The sequence below is a fragment of the Pseudoalteromonas sp. NEC-BIFX-2020_002 genome (assembly GCF_013002825.1).
GTDB lineage: Bacteria > Pseudomonadota > Gammaproteobacteria > Enterobacterales > Alteromonadaceae > Pseudoalteromonas > Pseudoalteromonas neustonica.
On the sequence record NZ_JABEPJ010000007.1, the window covers coordinates 126,779 to 147,111 of the forward strand.

The 20,333-nt window shown below is 39.2% G+C and carries 19 protein-coding genes; 7 read left to right on the top strand and 12 right to left on the bottom strand.

The window, feature by feature from the left end:
• Window positions 1–41: 41 nt before the first annotated feature.
• Window positions 42–1,052: a substrate-binding domain-containing protein gene (locus HJP15_RS09940; RefSeq protein WP_170173656.1), complete on the bottom strand. Its 1,011-nt coding sequence runs from the start codon at window positions 1,050–1,052 to the stop codon at window positions 42–44.
• Between the two features lie 399 nt (window positions 1,053–1,451).
• On the opposite strand from HJP15_RS09940, the gene HJP15_RS09945 reads away from it, so the two are divergent.
• Window positions 1,452–3,716 (top strand): TonB-dependent receptor, encoded by a 2,265-nt coding sequence (locus HJP15_RS09945; protein WP_170173657.1) that lies wholly within the window; start codon window positions 1,452–1,454, stop codon window positions 3,714–3,716.
• A gap of 71 nt (window positions 3,717–3,787) precedes the next feature.
• Here HJP15_RS09945 and HJP15_RS09950 read toward each other — a convergent pair whose 3' ends face one another.
• Window positions 3,788–6,973 carry a M1 family aminopeptidase gene (locus HJP15_RS09950; RefSeq protein ID WP_170173658.1) on the bottom strand — a complete coding sequence of 1,062 codons (3,186 nt, stop codon included), beginning with the start codon at window positions 6,971–6,973 and terminating at the stop codon, window positions 3,788–3,790.
• Window positions 6,967–7,833, bottom strand: coding sequence for an ABC transporter ATP-binding protein (locus HJP15_RS09955; RefSeq protein ID WP_170173659.1), 867 nt, complete (start codon window positions 7,831–7,833; stop codon window positions 6,967–6,969). Before HJP15_RS09955 ends, HJP15_RS09950 begins: the two co-directional genes overlap by 7 nt.
• Window positions 7,834–8,079: 246 nt before the next feature.
• On the opposite strand from HJP15_RS09955, the gene HJP15_RS09960 reads away from it, so the two are divergent.
• From HJP15_RS09960 to HJP15_RS09975, 4 genes are all read left to right on the top strand, one after another.
• Window positions 8,080–9,591: a sensor histidine kinase gene (locus HJP15_RS09960; RefSeq protein WP_170173660.1), complete on the top strand. Its 1,512-nt coding sequence runs from the start codon at window positions 8,080–8,082 to the stop codon at window positions 9,589–9,591.
• The gene (locus HJP15_RS09965; protein ID WP_170173661.1) at window positions 9,585–10,271 is read left to right on the top strand and encodes a LytR/AlgR family response regulator transcription factor; all 687 of its coding nucleotides are present in this window, start codon (window positions 9,585–9,587) and stop codon (window positions 10,269–10,271) included. The genes HJP15_RS09960 and HJP15_RS09965 overlap by 7 nt, the downstream gene beginning before the upstream one ends.
• Before the next feature lie 629 nt (window positions 10,272–10,900).
• Complete coding sequence (locus HJP15_RS09970; RefSeq protein WP_170173662.1) at window positions 10,901–11,458, top strand: hypothetical protein; 558 nt, start codon at window positions 10,901–10,903, stop codon at window positions 11,456–11,458.
• Between the two features lie 117 nt (window positions 11,459–11,575).
• On the top strand, window positions 11,576–12,382 hold the full coding sequence (locus HJP15_RS09975) for a hypothetical protein (RefSeq protein WP_170173663.1): 807 nt from the start codon (window positions 11,576–11,578) through the stop codon (window positions 12,380–12,382).
• Between the two features lie 491 nt (window positions 12,383–12,873).
• On the opposite strand, the gene HJP15_RS21910 is transcribed toward HJP15_RS09975, so the two are convergent.
• The 9 genes from HJP15_RS21910 to HJP15_RS21915 form a co-directional block, all read right to left on the bottom strand.
• Window positions 12,874–13,131 carry an RHS repeat-associated core domain-containing protein gene (locus HJP15_RS21910; RefSeq protein ID WP_249365829.1) on the bottom strand — a complete coding sequence of 86 codons (258 nt, stop codon included), beginning with the start codon at window positions 13,129–13,131 and terminating at the stop codon, window positions 12,874–12,876.
• Window positions 13,132–13,222: 91 nt separating this feature from the next.
• Window positions 13,223–13,531, bottom strand: coding sequence for a helix-turn-helix domain-containing protein (locus tag HJP15_RS09985; protein ID WP_008137812.1), 309 nt, complete (start codon window positions 13,529–13,531; stop codon window positions 13,223–13,225).
• Between the two features lie 70 nt (window positions 13,532–13,601).
• On the bottom strand, window positions 13,602–13,898 hold the full coding sequence (locus HJP15_RS09990; protein ID WP_249365830.1) for a type II toxin-antitoxin system RelE/ParE family toxin: 297 nt from the start codon (window positions 13,896–13,898) through the stop codon (window positions 13,602–13,604).
• A gap of 485 nt (window positions 13,899–14,383) precedes the next feature.
• Window positions 14,384–14,773, bottom strand: a complete 390-nt coding sequence (locus tag HJP15_RS09995; RefSeq protein WP_170173664.1) for a DUF6258 family protein — start codon at window positions 14,771–14,773, stop codon at window positions 14,384–14,386.
• Entirely contained in the window at window positions 14,770–15,045 is a 276-nt protein-coding gene (locus HJP15_RS10000; protein ID WP_170173665.1) for a hypothetical protein, read from the bottom strand. Before HJP15_RS10000 ends, HJP15_RS09995 begins: the two co-directional genes overlap by 4 nt.
• 12 nt (window positions 15,046–15,057) lie before the next feature.
• Window positions 15,058–15,465 carry a hypothetical protein gene (locus HJP15_RS10005; RefSeq protein ID WP_170173666.1) on the bottom strand — a complete coding sequence of 136 codons (408 nt, stop codon included), beginning with the start codon at window positions 15,463–15,465 and terminating at the stop codon, window positions 15,058–15,060.
• A 158-nt stretch (window positions 15,466–15,623) separates the two neighbouring features.
• A complete protein-coding gene (locus HJP15_RS10010) occupies window positions 15,624–15,971 on the bottom strand; it encodes a hypothetical protein (protein ID WP_170173667.1) in 348 nt (115 codons plus the stop codon).
• Window positions 15,972–15,974: 3 nt separating this feature from the next.
• Window positions 15,975–16,769 carry a polymorphic toxin-type HINT domain-containing protein gene (locus HJP15_RS10015; protein ID WP_170173668.1) on the bottom strand — a complete coding sequence of 265 codons (795 nt, stop codon included), beginning with the start codon at window positions 16,767–16,769 and terminating at the stop codon, window positions 15,975–15,977.
• On the bottom strand, window positions 16,770–17,243 hold the full coding sequence (locus tag HJP15_RS21915; RefSeq protein ID WP_249365831.1) for an RHS repeat-associated core domain-containing protein: 474 nt from the start codon (window positions 17,241–17,243) through the stop codon (window positions 16,770–16,772). It abuts the gene before it with no gap.
• A gap of 514 nt (window positions 17,244–17,757) precedes the next feature.
• Here HJP15_RS21915 and HJP15_RS10025 point away from each other — a divergent pair.
• The gene (locus HJP15_RS10025) at window positions 17,758–19,854 is read left to right on the top strand and encodes an LruC domain-containing protein (protein WP_170173669.1); all 2,097 of its coding nucleotides are present in this window, start codon (window positions 17,758–17,760) and stop codon (window positions 19,852–19,854) included.
• 9 nt (window positions 19,855–19,863) lie between these two features.
• Window positions 19,864–20,331, top strand: coding sequence for a hypothetical protein (locus tag HJP15_RS10030; protein ID WP_054452236.1), 468 nt, complete (start codon window positions 19,864–19,866; stop codon window positions 20,329–20,331).
• Window positions 20,332–20,333: the final 2 nt, after the last annotated feature.

Consider the following 20,333-nt stretch of genomic DNA (forward strand, 5'->3'; position numbering starts at 1 on the left):
TTTAATTTTTAAAATAAGTGCTATTAATATGTTTAATTGGTCTATTTTCGGCTACTTGATTGACGATTAACTAATTCTATTTCAACAACTTGCGATTCAGCTTTTAGTCCTTGTAACTGAGTGAGTAACTTTTCGACCAATAACACCGATGCACGTTGTGTATTTTGCTTAACACTTGAAAGTGAAGGGTGACTAATATCAGCCATTGCTATGTCATCAAAGCCAACTAAGGCAACATCGTTAGGAATACTGATGTAGCGCTCTTTTAAAGCTTTCATTGCCCCCAGTGCAACCATATCACTGCATGCCATTATGCCATCAAAACACAACCCTTTTTCAACCAGTAAGTGGTTTATTCCTTGATACGCAGCACCACTGGTAATATCAATAGACATAATGTGTGGAGTGCGATTAGCCGCTTTAATGGCCTCAATATATCCACGGCATCGTTCACCAATTTCAGCATGGTCAGGATCGCCTAAAAATAGAATATTCTCAGCACCTACGGCTAATAAGTGTTCAGTGGCTAAACGCCCACCAACAAAATTATCACTGCCTACAATAGCGTAATCACTTACGGTTTTAGGGTCACCCCATACAACTAACGGTACACCCGCAGCGGCTGCGGTTTCAATGTTTGCTGGATTTTTACCTTGGCCAACCACAATAATACCATCAGCTCGACGGCCATTAATAAAATAATTAGCCCAATCATCACCAGCCATAAAAGAGTTTGAAAGTAATAATTCTAAGCCTTGCTTATTTAGCGCTAGGTTTATTTCACCAACCACTTTAAGCAAGAACGGATCATTAATTGACTGCTCAGTCCCACTGTCAAAATTAATAATTACGGCCACTACATTAGTTTTTTGCGAGCGAAGGCGGCTTGCAGCCGTGTTTAAACTAAAGCTGTGTTGCTTAGCAAGTTGCTTTAACTTATCTCGAGTTTCTTTTTTTATCAATGGGTTATCATTTAACGCGCGAGAAACAGTCGATGTTGATACACCCGCAAGCTTGGCTAAATCGGCTAACTTAAGTTGTTTATTCTTCATTGTTAAATATGACGCCTTCCTTAAATCATAGGCATGCAATATACCATTATTATTAAAAATAGGCTGCGCAAAAACATAAGTTTCACTACAAACATCGTTATGTATAAAAATAACACTGAAAGCTCAAAAAAATAATTGCAAACGTTTGCATAAAGTTCTAAGGTTTAAAAGAGCACAGCATTAACATTGTATAAAATAGCTTAATACTGTGTTGTACAGCCTAAGTATTGGGTCAATATTTCGCCTGTAATTGCTAAGCAGTTTTATAGAACTGTAGCTTGCTATTACGAGTAAATTCAACGCGCAGGTATTGAATAAACAACTCGAAACTGATTCATCAACCAAAGCGCTAGGTCATTAATAGTTTTTTATATAACGAACAAAAATGGGAACACCGACATGACAACACACACACCAAGCAAACTGGCTTGCGCTATTTTTTTAGCGTTAACCAGTCAAAACGCCCTTGCACAGCAACAGCTAAATAGCGAACAAACAGCAATTAATAATAAAGTTGAACGCATTGTGGTTTCTGGCACCCCTGCAGGTATGGGCGTGCGTAAAATTGATGCTAGTTACGCAGTAACAAATATTGATGCAGAGCAAATAATAAAGTTATCACCTAAGAGCACAGCTGATCTGTTTAAAGCGGTACCTGGAGTCTGGGTTGAAAGCTCAGGTGGTGAATCTGGGGCCAATATATTTGTACGTGGTTTTCCAGGTGGTGGTGACGCCCCATTTTTAACGTTAAGCCTTGAAGGCTCGCCTATTTATCCAGCGTCTACGTTGTCATTCTTAGAGAACTCTTCAATATTTAGAATCGACGAAACCATTGAAACCATGGAAGCACTTCGTGGCGGCCCGAACCCTGTTTTATCAAACGGTCAACCCGGTTTAACCACAAATTTTCGCTTAAAGCGTGGTAGTGAAGACACACAAGGGCTCTTTAAATACACCACGTCTGATTATAATTTACAGCGTGTAGATGCCGTTGTTAGTGGTGAAATATCAGATGATCTTTACTTTATGGTAGGCGGTTATATCAAAAGTTCACCGGGCATTCGAGATGCCGGCTTTACGTCTGAAAAAGGCAGCCAATTTACAGTTAATATCACCAAAGTTCTCGATAATGGTGAGTTGAATTTTTATACTCGCCAAACTGACGACCATGGCGCATGGTATTTACCAACCCCCCTTAATGTTGATGGCATTGATGCTGAATATACACAACTTGGTACGCTCAACCGCCAAGCAACTATTTATACCGGGCCAAATAACGATGAACACCACATTGATATAGGTAATGGTCGAGGTTGGAAAGGCCATGTATCTGGCGGGAGTATTAAGCTAGATTTTGATAATGGTTGGACTTTTTCAGACCGGTTTAATATTACCAAAGGCGATGCTAACACGTTTGGTTTAGTCCCCGCTGGCGCAGCCACTACACTTAGTGCTGTTGCTGATAATGAACAAAGTGCAACAGGTGCAGCAACAGGCACTATTTATACCGGTAGTACACCAGTTCAACAAATTGGTCGCTGGGTTGTGCTTAAAGAGATAAGCTCATTTACCAATGACTTAGCATTCTCAAAACAGTTTGACGACTTCTCAATTGCGGCGGGTTATTTCACGGCGACCACCTCAGCAAACGATTGGTGGAGCTTAGGTAATACAGCATACCACGTGCTCCAAGCTGGTGGCGAAATGCTAAACGATATTGCCTGTAACGAAAGCACAGCTGGTTGCGACTTTAATTACGATATTAACTCAACAGGCGATGCCCGAACTAACGCTTTTTATGCCACAACTCAATATAAGTTTACTCAAGATCTAACCCTAGATGTCGGCCTGCGTTTTGAAAACCATGATGTGCAATATAGTGTTGACGAAGGTCTTGATGGCATTATAAATAAAACCGTAAAATATGATGAAAGCAAAACATCGTGGACCACAGGTATAAATTACTCACTGAACGACAATACGGGTGTTTTTGCTCGCGTAAATCGTGGCTATAAAATGCCTTACTTTGATGACTTTAGAGATAACTATAGCGCCTACCAAAAGGGCGAAACTCTCATTAAAGAAGTCACTCAAGCAGAAGTTGGTTATAAATTAATAAGCCAAAGCACTGACTTTTATGCCACACTATTTACTAATAAAGTTGAGGGTGACACTTTTGTTCGCCGCCCAGGTGAACCTGCAGAAGTTTTAACCAACGAAGCATACGGCGTAGAACTTGATTACAATTTTAACCATGAATCTGGGTTTTCTATTAATCTTAATTCAACTATTCAAAGTACTGAGATCACTCAAAGCCCAACAAACAAAGGCAATGAAGCACAACGCCAGCCTAGATGGCAACTTCGTGCTACGCCAAGTTATGATTTTGAGCTAGAGGGCATGTATGCAACATTATATGGCACGTTGTCGGCTGTTGATGATCGTTTTGGTAATAATGAAAACACTGTAACCCTTGATGGTTACGAAAAAATTGATTTAGGTTTTATCCTTGAGCCAATGGAAGGGATCAAACTGCAACTGGCAATTGATAACCTAACAAATGAGCAAGGTATTACCGAAGGCGATCCACGTAATGCGGACGCACCTAATGGCCGCTACATTATGCCGCGCACGACTCGATTTAGTGTGAGTTACGCGTTTTAAATTTACCTCCCCTTGAAAGGTACACACAGCCGCTCTTAGTATAAGAGCGGCTTTTATCACTGTAGGTTAATTCATTTTTCTAAAAACAAATGGGTGATTAATTGCTCATGCTGCCTACCCGTTTCATGTTTTAGCGCACGTATAAAGTCCATTGAATTTGCAGGGTTTTGTGGATAACTGTGCTCTTGCCACACTGATTTTAATGCACGGACAATAGGCTCATCCCCTGTTTCAGCTCTTAACATTGCAAACACTATCGTGGCGCGAGAATATTGATCATGACTTTGTGTAGCATCAATAAGTGCGACCTTATCTGTAATATCCATCATTGAACGTTGCTCGTAACGCTTCGTTTCAAAGTCAACTAATCCCTGCATTGCTTGTTTACCATAGCGTTGCTCAATCATTACAAGTTCAACATATTTAGCCATCGATTCCACTAAGAATGATCTGTCACTTGCTACTCCATTACCAATATCATGACCAAACCATTGATGCGCCGTCTCATGCACTGCACGGCGATAGCGTTGATCAAATAACGCATCATCAGCGGGTCTTGCTCTAAAACCAACATTGTGTTCAATAAACATAACCTGCGGTAATGCATAACCTGTAGCACCAAAATTTGGGCTCCCAATAAGGCTAAGTTGCTTACCTTTGTAAGGACTAATATTGTCACTAAACCATTTTAGCGTATCGGCCATTGCAGTGAGGTTTACATCTATTGCGCGCACAATATTTGGCTGAGCTTTGTGCTGTGCAAAAACCTGTAGCTTTACGCCATTTTGCATTTTACTTACAGCTTTATAGGGTACAGATACCCAAGTAGGAATAGCGCTTACAGGGTTGTTTGTTACAAAATCAAATATCTCGCGCCCACCCATACGCGCTTGTGATACTAACTCCCCTTGGCTAACAATCTGATGGCCGGCCTCTGTTGTTACAGTACTTGAAAGCGTTGTCCATTCAAATTGGCCTTGGCGATTGTCCGCCTTTGCAAATAATTGGCTCGGTGGCCGCTGCAATTTTTCTTGAAGGTTGTGAGTCTCACGTAGGCCATGATCAGTCAGCTCATAATTTGCTTGATAACCAACTGTAGGTAATAAAGGCACAGAACGAATATAGCTAAATTCAGGTGTTACTATTTGGTGAGAATTAACAGGCCATAGCTTTGGCTGTTGATAAGTGAACGTGCTTTTAAGCGTTCTCACTTCGCCCGGTTGCATTGCAATCTCAAACTCAAAAACGGCTTGGTTTAGTGTTTCATCATGATCTACTTTATACGCGCCAGTCACCTCAATATCAGCCCAATTATAAAAACCAGCGCGCCCTACTAATACCTGCTTTATTGGGTTTTTATCTAAATTTGTAAGCGTGTACGTTAAAGCAAAATCTGCTTTTTGTTTACTAGGGTAAAAATCAACATTAGCATCAATATGGGTTATTTTTGGCTGTGCAACGCTTTGCCAATGCACAAAATTCTGTTCATATTGCGCTTTAAACACCTCACGTTTGTGAGAATTAGTGAGTGGTTTTTCAGCGACTAATTGCATATGTAATTGTACAAACAGCACACCAGTCAACATAACAGGTAAAACTAACCAACTGTGCTTACGGCTTATTTTTGCGCTGTCGATACCCGCACCACGGTAACTAAAAACACAGGCTACAATAACCAAGCTAACAACGGCAACTAACCACAGCTGCATATAAGGCCAATAAGTTGTGATGCTCCCACGGTACCCCCAAAAGGCCTCTGGCCCTTGTAATGGCGTCCATGCTAGGCTCCATAGCGTATTCGTCAGTCCTAAATAGGTCATCACAGGCGTAAATTTGATAAGTAAAATAGCAGTGATGATAAGCCCAGCCGTCTTTGACGAACGACACAAGTGAAACACACTCACAAATGCCCACGCAACTAACATTAGCCCAAAGCCAATCATTAATAAAATATGCACATGAACTAATGGCTGATAACTACCACCACAAAACCACTGAGCAGCATTTGCACCAATAAAACTCCCAACTAATAGAGCCACTACCATGGTGGTTAACACGCCTAAATGACTGATTAACAGCTGCACGTTTTTTACTGGCGAAACTGCAATAAGCTCTGCCATTTGGGTACTTTTACCACGCGTACAGACTTGCCAACTCCAAAGCAACATTAACAAGGTGCCCAGCACTAGTAAGGTATCAAACGCATAATGATTTACTACATCAATACTGGTGTAGTCCATGATAGAAAATGGCTCAACATAACCTGACCTCGAAGCGACATTATTAAATATAATCAACGGCCATCCCGCAAAAATTATCCATGTAACGGGGTGTGCAATCAGATCACTTAACGCAGCTTTGTACACAGCAAAGATAGTTGAAAGCATATTAGGTAACGCTGTAAACGTTTTATATTCTGTTGCTCGTGTTCCAGGAATAAAAGCATCACTACTTTCAATGTTCTGCTCAACCTTTTTTTGTGTTTTAAGAGCCATACTTTTTTGATTAGGTCGTGTGTGTAATGCGTAGTACATGCACGTCCCTGAGCCTAATAAAATCACAACACGGTTAATAATGAGCGGCGTATTCCAAAACGATTCTGGCTGTGAAAAACCATGAATTATTGCTGTAAATGTAAAAGGGTCGAACCAAACAAACAGCGAATGCAACTGCTCACTTGCAATACTACTGCCTGCAAGTATAGGGTTGCCAGTTAAACTCGCCAGCACTAAATAACCAACCCATAATACAGCAAACACCACATAGTTAACTAACGAGCTTGACAATTTATGGCACACACAAAAGCCAATCACAGTCAGAAGAACTGCATTTGGCAATAATACAAACAGACTATTGAATAATGTTCTGGCTAGAATTGAGGGTTGAAAACCTAACTGACTAAAATGCAAACACATCATCATTAAAGTGCTTAGGCTTACAATCAAAAAAGCGAGGCTGAATACCAGCGCAAAACGTACAAAGCCACGCTTAAATACACTTACGGGCGTGACTGCAATCAGTGAATCCATATTCGCGTGTTGATCGCGTAAAAATACAATTGGCGACAATACGCCTACTAATACAGGCAGCACCATCATCTGCATGGCAATCACATTTAGCTGATACTGTTTAACAATATCTACATCGAGCGTTGCTAGACCACTAGCTAATAAAATAGTAAACCCAACAGGCGCTAAAATACACAGCCACACTAAAGGTTGGCGTAGCACAAACTTCCACTCATTCATCATTAACATGATACGCCTCCTTGTGCATTAAGCTCAAAAAAGTATTTATCTTGTAATGTCGTTTTACTTAGCTTTGCATCTTCACACGGTTGCTGTTGCGCATACACACGAAAAGCCGCTTTACCGTAACGGTAACTTTTACTCAGTATATGTTTTTTTTCAATATCAGCAGGCAAGCTATCAAGTTGCCATACTTTATCTTCAAGCGGTGAGATCAAGTCAAGTACATCGGCGCTGCCAACCACAGCCCCTTGATTAATAATCGCCACGTGATGACAAAGGTTTTCAATGTCTTCAACAATATGTGTTGAGAGTAATACCAGTCTGTCTTTGCTGATCGTAACTAATAAGTTATTAAGGCTTTCTCGCTCCATAGGATCAAGTCCTGCGGTGGGTTCATCCATAATTATTAATTTTGGATCGCCTAATAATGCTTGTGCAACACCAAAACGCTGGCGCATCCCACCCGAAAAGTTAACCACTTTTTTGTCAGCAAAACGCGTTAAGTTTGTAAGCGCAAGTAAGTTATCGATTTGTAGTTTACGTGTTTTTGTTGGTAGCCCTTTTAATACGCCAATATGGTCAAGCAATGCACGGCAACTCATATTAGGGTAAACACCAAAATATTGCGGTAAATAACCTAACTGCTCTCTAAGTATTTGCGGTTTCGCTATTACATCGAGCCCGTTAAATTCTATGCTGCCTGAATCCGCATGCTGTAAACACGCCAAAGTGCGCATTAGGCTTGATTTTCCTGCTCCATTTGGGCCTAGTAGCCCCACCATACCGCTTGGTAATGTAAGTGACACATCTTTAAGCGCGTGTGTACCGTCTGCGTAGGTTTTATTTATGTTCGTCAGCGCCAGCATAGTGGTATCTCCTTAATTAATATACTATTAGCTTAAGTCAACACAGGCCAACACTCGATACATTGATGATTAAAGCACTAAACAAAGTGATAAAAGTTTAAATTAGACGTTCATCATTTAAATAGTGACTTTCGTCATTTGTAGTGCTCATTCAGACCATTTACTCTCGTGGTAGAGCATATAATGACTTAGATACTGACGTGATATTCGAGTAACTATAATAAGAACAAATAAATGGAGTTCACAATGCACAGGGTTTTTTCCTCATTACGGCAACGTTTTAATGCGCACCACTTGATCGTGTTTTTGCCCTTAATCGCCATAATTTTGCTTGAAGCGCATATCCGTTTTTTATCATTAAAATTACATTTTATTTCAGACTACTTACTGATCAATGCACAACTATTTTTACAATGCACTCCCTTTTTAGTCGCCCATGTATGCGCATCTCGTTTCACGCTAAAGCGCGCAGTAATAGTGTTCTCATTCGGTTTTATAGTCTACCCAATACTATTTTTAATACTTAAAGAGCAATTTGCTAACACTGCGCAATGGCATTTTCTTGACCTGCAAAGCTGGGCGTTATGCCTGAGTGTGAGCTTAGTATGGCTGATTTCAAAACGGGGGAATAAAAGCAAAAAAATCCTAAACAGCAAGTGGCTAAAGTCAATTGTATCACTCGATGGGATGTTATTTATGATGATGTTTGGCTGGTCGCTTATTTTTTCTGGGGTACTCAATACACATGTAAACCCTATGCTAAATCAGCCATTTAATATAATTATTGATATCACTAAAATATTCTCTGAGTTTGATAACTTTGTGAATTACCTTTGGCAAATCACTTTGTATACAGCACTTATGTATAGTGTGTACTTATTAAACCGCTACATACTGATACGTAAAATATTAACACATTGTGGTGTGTTGGCATTTTTATCAGCAAGCTTAATAGGTTTGGTTATACTAACGCCCACTCTAACTTCTTGGGTACTTTTACTCCCCATAAATGACTTGCCTGTGGGTATTTCAAACCTCACACCCGGCGGAAACAATAATATTTTTAGCCCTGATAACTACCTGTTTATGTTTTTCTATTTGGCTGTGAGTACCCCCATTATTTTAGCGTTTGAGCGTCAGCAGCAGCACGCCCAAATCAATGAAATTGCCCAACAACAAACAACAACAGAGCTCAAGTTACTGCAACAACAGATCAACCCACATTTTTTGTTTAATACATTAAATAACTTATACGCACTCACATTAACTAAATCAGATGACGCGCCAGAACTTGTTATGCAGTTAGCTAACTTATTGCGATACAGCGTTTATGAGGGGCAAAAATCGCAGGTGAGTTTAACTAATGAGGTTGATTATTTAAAATACTTTATAGCCCTGCAGCGTATACGCAGTGGCGAGCGTTGTCAGTTTGAAACACAATGGCCTGAGCAGGCTCAGCAATATGCTATTGCCCCTTTATTGCTTATTATGATTTTAGAAAATGCGATTAAACATGGCGTAGAACCCACATCAGACAAAGTCACCGTCGTGTTTAAGCTCACAATCACAGAGAACACATTAACCTTGTTTTCTGCTAACCCTATCAACCATGCTCAGACTAGTTCACATCAGGGAGTTGGGTTGACTAATCTGCGCCGCAGGCTGGCCCTTTTATACCCAAATAAGCACACTCTCACAATTAATGAAAATAATGACCTTTGGCAAACCACACTCGCCATGGAGCTACCACGATGTTAAACGCACTGATTGTTGATGATGAACCCCTTGCCCATCAGGTCATTTTGCACCACTTGACCAAACACCCCGATATTAAAGTAACAGGACAAAGTTTTAATGCCAAAGATGCCTTATGCACATTAGCAACATCATCCATTGATTTACTTTTTCTAGATATAAATATGCCCGAGCTCTCCGGTATCGAACTTTTAAAAGTCCTCGCCAAGCGCCCACAAGTGATTATTATTAGCGCGTATCAAGAATACGCTTTAGAAGGCTTTGAGCTGGATGTAACCGATTATTTGCTCAAGCCAGTATCAGCGCCGCGACTTGAAAAAGCATTAGACAAGGTCAGGTTAAGAGCTAACCAAAATCAACTGCCCCTCACCGGCGCTGCACCTTCAACTATTACACTTAAAATCGAGCGTGAAAAACGTAAATTTCAACTTAATTCAATCGACATGTTTGAAGCCTACGGCAACTATGTAAAAGTATGGCAAGGAGAAACCGCCACCTTAGTAAACAGTACCCTCAAGCAAGTTTTACTCGATCTCGACAGCTCCTTTATGCAAGTACATAAATCCTACGTGATCAACAAAAGTAAGGTTGTTGCGATAAATACCGACACCATCCAATTAGCGTCAAACGCAAAGGTTAAAATTGGCAAGTCATATAAACCGCAGGTGCGAGACTTGCTTTAGCGAAATAAACTAGACAGCCACTTTAATTGAGTAAATAAAACTGCGCTACTAAGTTTACTCTTTTGGGCTAAAAGTTTATCTCTTCTTGCATTCAAGCATCAAACTTTAGGATGGGTGTCATCTTTGTTTCTCATGGCTATCTCCTAATTGAAATTAAGAAATAGCTTAATCGGTTTGACGAATTACTGGCAGGTGCACTTTGCTAGACGCTTACGCTAAATTAAGAGCTTTAGCTACTTGAAACCTGAATTCGGGAATTTAGATGTGGAGACAAATAAAATAGCACGAACGAGTTAGCAGCCTTGCTTGCTGCATCAAATCAATGAGTTAACCTGCTTAACTGCTCAGGCTAGTCGCGACAGTGCGTAAGAAAAATATCATTGCTTAACGGTTAAATATTCGGTTTAATAGGCACATAATAAACGCTGAGTAACGCAGGGATAGCTTAGATACGATAGACACGCCAATGAAATTGGTTTGATATCACTTAGGCCATAAAAAAAATTCCCATAGCATAAACAACACCAACTCTGATATACCGAGTAGGTAGCGCCTCAGTCCAACAAGCGATTATGCAAGACAAACTGCGTGTCGCATAAATACTAAAATGTTAGCGACTCGGATAAATAATGGACCATTTAACAAGCTCAATAGCCCTTTCTTTAGAAACTAAAAATTGGCACGCAGCACTCGCTACAGCCTTAACCATTCCAGACATTTGCTCATATATTAATGATGGTGCGCATACTAATGGTAAAAAATATGCTGCTTGGTTTAATCAGTATGTTGGTAGCTTTTACAAAACAAACTACAGCGAATCTCAACTTCAAATGGTGTTGACATACAGCACAAAAGAAGACTATGAAAATTTAAAAAAGCAAACTAAGTTATCAGGCAACGATTGTTATGCTTTCAGATGTGCATACCTTCATCAGGGATTAGGTGACATCTCATCGCAACGTGCTAGAGAAATATTGCAGGGTATTAAATTTGTAGAGCCACATGGGCAAATGATCATGCATGGAAGTATTCTTAATAACCAACTTGTTCTACATATAAACACTTTCTGCGAACATATGATTACTGGAGTCAAGCAATGGAGAAAAGGCTTAGACACGGAGCAGAGTAATAGATTTAATAATTTCTTGTTGGTAAAAGATGTTTTTGACGTGGCGGGAGGTCGCTAAAAAACGTTTTAAGGCGTGTGCTGGCGCACACTGGGACACAAGCACATGGGCTGCTTCGCATTGTAGCCCATGTGTTTCTGCCCCTTAAACGAGGCGTTAGTCTCCTATCGAGGTTTTGTGAAAAAAATTACTCTTGCTATATCAATTTTGGCCTTAGTTGTTTTCTATTTTATTCCAAAAGAACATAGTGAAATTGAAAAGTTTAGCGATAAAAGTGATAGCGAAAAGGTTGTTTCCAAAGGCTTAAAGCCGAAAGAAAAATCAACGATTGAAACTGATATAGAAGTTAGTGCTCTTGTATCCGCAGAAGAATACTTATTTGAAGCAAAAGAAATACGTCGTTGCAGCGCAATACCTAAAACTCAAGATGAACTTGATAATTGGCTGGGCAATGCAAATGAGGTGGGTGAGCCCTACGAGTATATCGAAGATGTTTTGTCTCTTTTTGAGCGCTGTTCACAAATTAGCTTTATATCTGATGATTTTATTGAGTTACTTGTTAAAGCAATCAAATTAGGTTCTGATGACGCCATGACAGAGTTATGGGCTATTTCAGACAAAGAATACTTTCAAAGTAAAGGGTTGCTTGAATTAAATCGTGAGAAAACAATAGAGCAAAGAATTAAATTTGATAGCCTGAAATTTCAACTTTCAGAAAGTGTTGCTTTAACTGGTGGAGAGCAGTCAATATTAAGGCTGGTAAAAGAATATCAAAATTACGATCCTGACACAGGAAACCCAAACTATTTAAAAGCCATAGCATATGCAGACTTTGGATTAAAAATAGTAGAGGATAACGATATTCACTTGAAATTAGATTTTATTAAGCTGCGTATTACTCAAAATATGGAATTTCAAGATATTGAACAGGCGCAAGTGCTAACTGAAAAATTGTTGAATAAGTTTGGTGAAAACAGAAACTAATCGGGTAGCCGGAGGTCTCTAACCTCCAGCCCCCACGGGAGTGTTCAAAAATCTGTGTCATTTGATTAAACTGATAAAAACAGGAATGACACATGACAAATCAAACAAAAGGGGTCAAATCTTGACTTCAGACATCAAAACAAAAGGGGCCAAATCTTGACTTCAGACATCAAAGTGTTTTCAAGCTTTTTAACCGTATTTTCATGTTTTTATTCCATTTTCAAAGAGGGGGAAATGGGTGTTATCTAATCCTAGCGAGCACATAAAAGACAAACTAGTTGGTTTTATTTGTAGGTCGGGCTTTAGTCCGAGAAAGTAAATTTCACCACCGAGAATGAAAACAAAAGGGGTCAAATCTTGACTTCACAATGAAATAAACAAAGATGACACCCATCCTAAAGTTTGATACTTGAATGCAAGAAGAGATAAACTTTTAGCCCAAAAGAGTAAACTTAGTAGCGCAGTTTTATTTACTCAATTAAAGTGGCTGTCTAGTTTATTCCTCCAAATGGCTTTCCACCAGACTCCGCATTTATGACAATTTTTTTACCAGTGTCCCTATCCCTCATACTTAACTGACCAATAGCATTATTGTATACAGAACGTACTTCTCTACCATCGGGATCTATGTATTTATACAGATTATTATTAGCGTATGCATATCTATTGAACGTATGTACATTAGTAAACCCAACCGGATCATTTGAGTAAAAACGCCTAATCACTGGATCATAATATCGTGCCTGCATATACAGTAATTGGCTTTATGATCCACAGGGTCAATCTTATTAAAGTAATGATTTAAATGAACGTCTTAGTGATATTAAGTGTTCAATGAATTTAATAAGCAAGTACATCTAGCCCTTTGTGCGCCACTAGGTTGAGTAATTTTAAAGACGCTCCTTTTGGTGATTTCCCACCTTGCTCCCATGATCTAACCGTCGAAGGGCTTGTATTTAAATAAGCAGCAAACACGGCTTGACTAACATGAGCTCTCTCTCGTATTGCTTTTATATGTGCAGCATCATAGCGCTCTATTTCTGGTAGGCATAACACATCAAATTCCCGCATTGTTTGCACATCCATTACACCCGCATCAGTCAACCCTTTTGCGGTGTCGTGCATAACATCTAAAATACTATTACTCATGATTTATTACCTCTATTAATTCACCTGATTCAATGGCTTTTTTGAGTTGAATATCTGAATAACCAAGTAATTATTTTGCCATCAACTTCAGTGTCTTTAACTCTTTTTTACCTATGTTATCTCGTTGATTTTTAGAAAAACCAAACATGAAGAATGATTTATCACCCACTTTAAACGCTACAATAGTACGAAACCCGCCACGTTTACCTTGGCCTTGAATTGCTGCTCGTTTTTTATAAACATGGCCGCCTAGTTCACCATCATTAAGTCCCTCTCCAAGTTCACGTATCGTCTCTTGCAAAGCATGATCGGTTAAACATTCTTTTTCAGCCCACTTACTGAACCATTTTGATTTAAAGATATACATTTAAATTCCTTACTCTTGGCTAACTATACCACTCAGTATTATAGTTTTCCACGTACAATAACATTATTTAATAACAAAAGAGCATTACCCATTTAATATCAAAGGCTTCAATGTATTGCTCATTGAAGCCTTGGGTTTATTCTGTCGCTATTACAAATATTAACTGCCCACCCAAACGACCCTATTGCCTATAAACCGCAAATCAATAGACATAAAAAACGCCCTTTAAAAGGGCGTTTAATAAAATTAACGGTGGATGTCTGCGTTAATTATCTTACTCTTTTGGGCTAAAAACTTATCTCTTCTTGAATTCAAGTATCAAACTTTAGGAAAAAAGTTAGTGCAAAATACAAACTTTAGGATGGGTGTCATCTTTATTTTTGATCTTTATTTTTATTATCCAAAATCCCGAGCTATCTAAGCCAGAAAAGCAAAGCCCCGCGAGTGCGAGGCTTTGGAATCAAAAAAGATTGAGCCATGCCTACTTACTTTGTAATAGTCTCCGCTGAGATTCGAACTTCATCAGCAACTATTGCTACGTGACTCTCAATATTTTCTCCAGATGCTGATATTGAATCAGCAAACACTTTGAAACCTAATGCTTGATCAACTTCATTAACGACTATTTCGTTGATTTGATCGTTTGGAAAGTTTTTATTATCCATAAACTCAACAGATCTAACGCCAGAAAATATTAATACACCATGTTCAATGTCTCTAGAGCTATCAAAGTTCCACTCCCCAGCTTCTGCATCACAAAACGAAATTAGATTAATTTGAATTTCGAAAGTCTTCTTACCAAAATCCCACGTCAATTTTTCTATATATCTATCACCTAGATAAAGAGACTTTATTAATTCGATACTGTTTTTCAATTTGATCCCCCAGTTAACGGCCAATGAGCCGCACCTGTATTATTTGGCACGATATTTCCGTATATGTCCAGTGAAGGACCTTGACCTCTCATCCCCGGCTCAGTTCCCGGTGCGTGACCATGCCCGTGAGGTTGTGGGTTATTACCATGCCCCTGAGCGTTTAATCTCTGATAATTTGAGTCATTAGGGTATGTTGTATACGTCTCCTGCCTAACACCTCCGGCTAGTGATCTTCCTGCACCTACAGTACTCCCTCCCACAGGTTCTATCATCGTAGTACCATTCTAATTTACTATAAATCTTCCGACTGTCATTCCTGTAGTTGGATCTGTAGGTCTAGGATTACTAGCTCCCGGCCCACAGAAACCCGCTTGCTGGGCATTGTTCAACCTTGACTGCAAGGCGTTAATGGTCTGCATGTTATGTTGACTGCCAGAATCAGAAGAAGGTCTTGCAAATAAACCACTAAAAGTCGTATTTACTTGCCTTATTTGACTAACTAAGTGATTAACTCTGGCATTAATTAATGATTGCTGAGGTGAGACTGTCGCAACGCGAGCTCTAACCTTCAACTCACCGTTTGGATCAACATACTTACGAAATAAACTAGACAGCCACTTTAATTGAGTAAATAAAACTGCGCTACTAAGTTTACTCTTTTGGGCTAAAAGTTTATCTCTTCTTGCATTCAAGTATCAAACTTTAGGGTGGGTGTCATCTTTGTTTATTTCATTGAGGTGAACAGCCAGCCTTGAAAACAAGCCCAAGCCCCAAGCCAGAAAAAGCAATGCCCCGCGAGTCCGAGGCTTTGGATTCAAAAAAATACTACATGTAGTCGAGTAAGTTTACATTAAAGTAAATAATCATCCACAGCCGTCATGCTTTGATCAATTACTAAAACATAAGTAGCAATATGCTCTTTATCACCATCTTCATCATAGGCAAATATATATCGCATACAGTTGAAAAAAAACTCAGTTGGCTGCTCAAAGTGATCGCTTAAATCATCGACTACTATGTTTTTCACATAGGAAACTCGCACTAAACTTGAGTGTAATGATGAAGGTTCTAAATCACCAAAATACTCAGAAAAGCTTTCAGGGTCCTCATTGTTCAGAGTAGAAATGTAGTTTACACAGCCATCACTAGTCGCTTTGTCTATCAATGAATCACTTAATTCTACTTCAGGGAAATTCACTTATTAGCTCCTCTTTACACCTTTGTGGTCTGTTGCTTTTTCCCACTTAAATGTGCCGTTTTCCTGCTTATTACCCAGTATTCTAACATCACCAAACTCTTTACTTTTGAATTTAACTTCATGAGTATACTTGCTACCTTTTAGTGCCTTGATGCCTTCTTGACCTGTAGCATCGACTTCACCTTTACCTGTAGCTTTTTCAAAAGCTACTTGTAATCGACTATTTTTCTTGAAAGCCTTATCTACCGACTTCGAAGTACTATGTAGATTACAATTGTGAACTAGAACATTTTTCTTTGTAACATAATAAGTATGAAAATCAGCTACAGTAAAGTTATATGTTAAGTCGAGTCTTTGCTCATCTATAACACTGACAACTTCCATAGCTCCATTGCCATCAGTTTCAATCTTATCACCAAATTTTAACTCAATAGTTTGTTTCCACCCCTTACCAATGACATAGAAAGGGTGGTCATCTGTTGCTTGGATTTTCTGTTCAAAACCATCTCCAGCAACTAATTTGATTTCAAAGATGCCTCGATCTGGTTCAATAAATACCTTTGTAACTGGCTTCCAGTCTTGTTCACCTGTTTCAGTATTTTTCGCCCACAGATTTTCACCTAATTTAACATCTTCAATGTTCTTGTAGCCACCTTTAGTTAGCACTTGAGTTCCAGCTACAAAACAGCAGGTCCTGCGTAATACATTTGCCGCATCGACACCTTTATCACCAGCTCTCACTGCAAGTCCAAGCCCTGTGGCTCCGGGAATAAACAACCCAGCAACATTTGCGCCCAACTATGCTGAGTTCGTTGCATTCACTCCATTAAATGCCATATCACCTAGGTCATACAGAATAAAGCCAACATCAAGAACTATGTCTAAAAATTCACCGTCTGGATCAGTATATTTATACGGATTGTTATTGACATACAAGTAGCGGTTAAAGGACATTACAGGATTTGCAGAAGTCCAACCAACAGGATCATTCGAATAAAACCGACCTATGACTGGATCATAGTATCGTGCCTGCATATAACTCAACCCTAAGTCGGTGTCGAATTTATGCCCTGTGTACCCTACGTCATCTCTGGGTGCTTCTATCGATTCACCAAATGGACGACTGTGCTGACGGCTTTCATTCACTGTTTGCGGTGTTACGTCACTGTATTTGGCAATCAGTTTTTTACCTAAGTAAATATAGTTAGTGCCGTTGCCTGTTATGGTGTCGCCTTTTTCTCTGTACAGTAATGTACCATCTTGGCTGTACATTGAATAGCTGGTGCCATTACCATCGGTCTGTTTTACGCGGCGGTTGTGACCATCATATAAATAGCTATTACCTTTCGCGGTTTTAAGTTGATTGGCCGCATTGAAATCTAAACTATATGCGCCGTTGTTAGTAACATTTCTGCGGGCATCATAGCCTATTGAACAATACCAACCACTTACGCCACCTACACTACTTAAGCGATTTTATAAAATAACATTTTTAATCAATTGTTTTACTTAAATAAAAATGACAAGCATATATTTTTAGCTGCTAATTACTCATCAGGAATAACATTACCGCTTGCGCGCTGTTAACTGTATTACTCAGAGTTAAGCTATCTAACTGGAATATCAGGCGGATAAAAAGCAAACCTAGTTGAGTAATTGAGTCGCAATTCGTATCGCAAATTGCAAAAGCATTGATTAGCAATGCCACAACACTTTGAAGTATATAATAAAAAAAGTTGGCTTGAGTAATGCACTTCCAAAGTAGCTTACCCATTGGAGTCTTTATATGAAAACTAAACAACTTTATGTAGCTGTCACTTTGGCTTTATTGAGTTTGGATTTACACGCAGATCCTTTTACGACTTGTCCGTCAAAAGCTTTTTTAGTACAAGAGTCAGTTGCTAAATTATATGGTGTTAACTTAGCAACTGGTAGCAATGCTGTTTTAAGTGATAATTTAGGCACTACTGGCAAAATCAATGGGTTGGGATTTAATCTACATGACCGATATTTATATGGCTGGGGATACGACGCAGCAACCATAGTAAAAATTGGCAACGACTTTCAAATGATTCCATTAGCAGTTGCTAACACACCCGCAAGCACTAATTTTTATGTTGGTGACGTTTCTGTTCAACAAAATTATTACTACAGCTATAGAAAAGGCGCTAGCTATGGCCTTTATCGTACTGATTTAGATGAAAGTAGTAGCGACTACTTAATTATGAATCTGGTTGTTTCTGGAGATTTACTCAATTTAAACATCTTTGATTTAGCATTTCACCCTGATGCAGACTCAAACCCTAACGCAGACCGTGCTTATAGTGTTGATAGTAATGGTAATTTACATAAAATAACTATCCAAAAAGATGGCTCAACCGCAGTATCAACCAATTTAGGTAATGTGGGAGTGTCCGGTACATTTGGTGCAGTTTATTTTGATGTTGATGGTAATTTTTATATCAGCAGAAATAGTGATGGTCATGTTTTCAGAATTGATGTTTCAGCAGCATCACCTAATGCAACGCTGTTTGCTTACGGGCCAAGCTCTTCTAATAACGATGGTGCAAGGTGTGCAACAGCACCGATCATAGATGAAGATGACACCACGATTGATTTTGGTGATGCGCCAACTAGCTATGGCATTTCATTAGCTGATAACGGTGCAAGACATGAATTTGATGAAAATGGCATTTTTCTAGGTGATATTGTCAATGGCGAACCTGCACCTAAATCTACAGATGATAGCGATGATGGCGTTCAATTTGTCACAGCCTTAGAGGCTGGCCTTGATAGTTTAATTATTGTTAAAGCATCAAAAGAAGGTTATTTAAACGCTTGGTTTGATTGGGATAATAATGGCAAGTTTGATGATACGCAAGCGATAAGCCAGCACTTATTGGTTGAAGGGTTAAATGCAATATTAGTAGATATTCCAAGTAATGCATTTGTAGGTGATACATGGTCAAGGTTCAGAGTATCAAAAACAGCTGATATAGGCTCTATTGGCGGGGTATCTGATGGTGAGGTTGAAGATTACCCAATTAGCATATCAGATCCAGGAATTACCAGTATTAGCTATCCAGGGGCAAATGATTGGGTTGCATTGGCTTATGAGGATTTATGGCCTGAAAAGGGTGATTATGACTTTAATGATGTTGTTGTTAATTACCGTACAACCACTGATTTAGTGGGTTCTGATGTTGTGAGATTTACAGTAGAGGGCACGTTAAATGCTGTTGGGGCAAGTTATCATAACGGTTTTGCTGTGCGCTTAGATTCAATATTGTCTAGTAACATCAATGAAGATTTAATTCGTTATGAAATAAACGGTGTGCAGCAAACTAGCTCTGCGATCGAGCCAGGGCGTAGTGAGACTATCATAATCGTTATGGCTGATACTAAGAACTGGTTTGAAACCTCAGCGTCATGCACATATTTTAGAACACAATCCGGGTGCGAAAACAGCCCTAAAGTTAGCTTTAAAGTGACAGTGCCTTTAATTACACCTGTGGCAAGTGAAAGCGCTCCATCCGCATTATTTGACCCCTTTATTTTTGCTGTAAATGGTTTTTATCATGGCCCATTTGTCGATGTTAACAATGCTAGAAGTTGGGAAGTACATCTTAAAAACCAATCTCCCACAGAGGCTTTTGCAATCTCATATGGTCAAGCCGATGATAACAGTGGTTCAGAAATGTATTATCAAACAGCACAAGGGTTACCTTGGGCATTAGAAATTGGTGTGAACTGGTCTCATCCTAAAGAGGGCGTTGATCTACTGAGTGCTTACCCTGATTTTGCCGAGTTTACACAATCATCAGGATCAGAAAAAACAACGTGGTTTAATACCTTTAGTGAATCAAAAGTCATCAATAATTAGGAGTTTAATATGAAAAATTTAATCATGACTATTTTGGCGGCAACAGGGTTTATGTTACAAGGCTGTGGTGGTGGATCGGATGATACAAATACATCAACTCCTATTCAAGGAGAAACACCTGCACCAGTTTCACCACCAGTTGTTACGCCGGTTTCAACAGCTGATTTAGTCGCAACACCCGAATTTGATTTTTCGACGCAATTTGAATTACTAATAGACGTTAAATTGACTGAGATATCTCAACGAGCGTATTTAAATGTATGTGTTAAACCTCAACTTGAGCAACCTGTGGACTATAATAACTGTATTTATAGAAGCCCGATCAGCAGCTTAGGCATTAAACAATCTGTAACAATCGCTAATAGTGAAACAGAGTTAGTCGCATTGATATGGTTTTATGATGGCAGCACTGAACCTCTCACTTACCAATGGATGTATGAATCAGGCCAAACAGAGCAAAGCTTTATTGTTCGATAAAC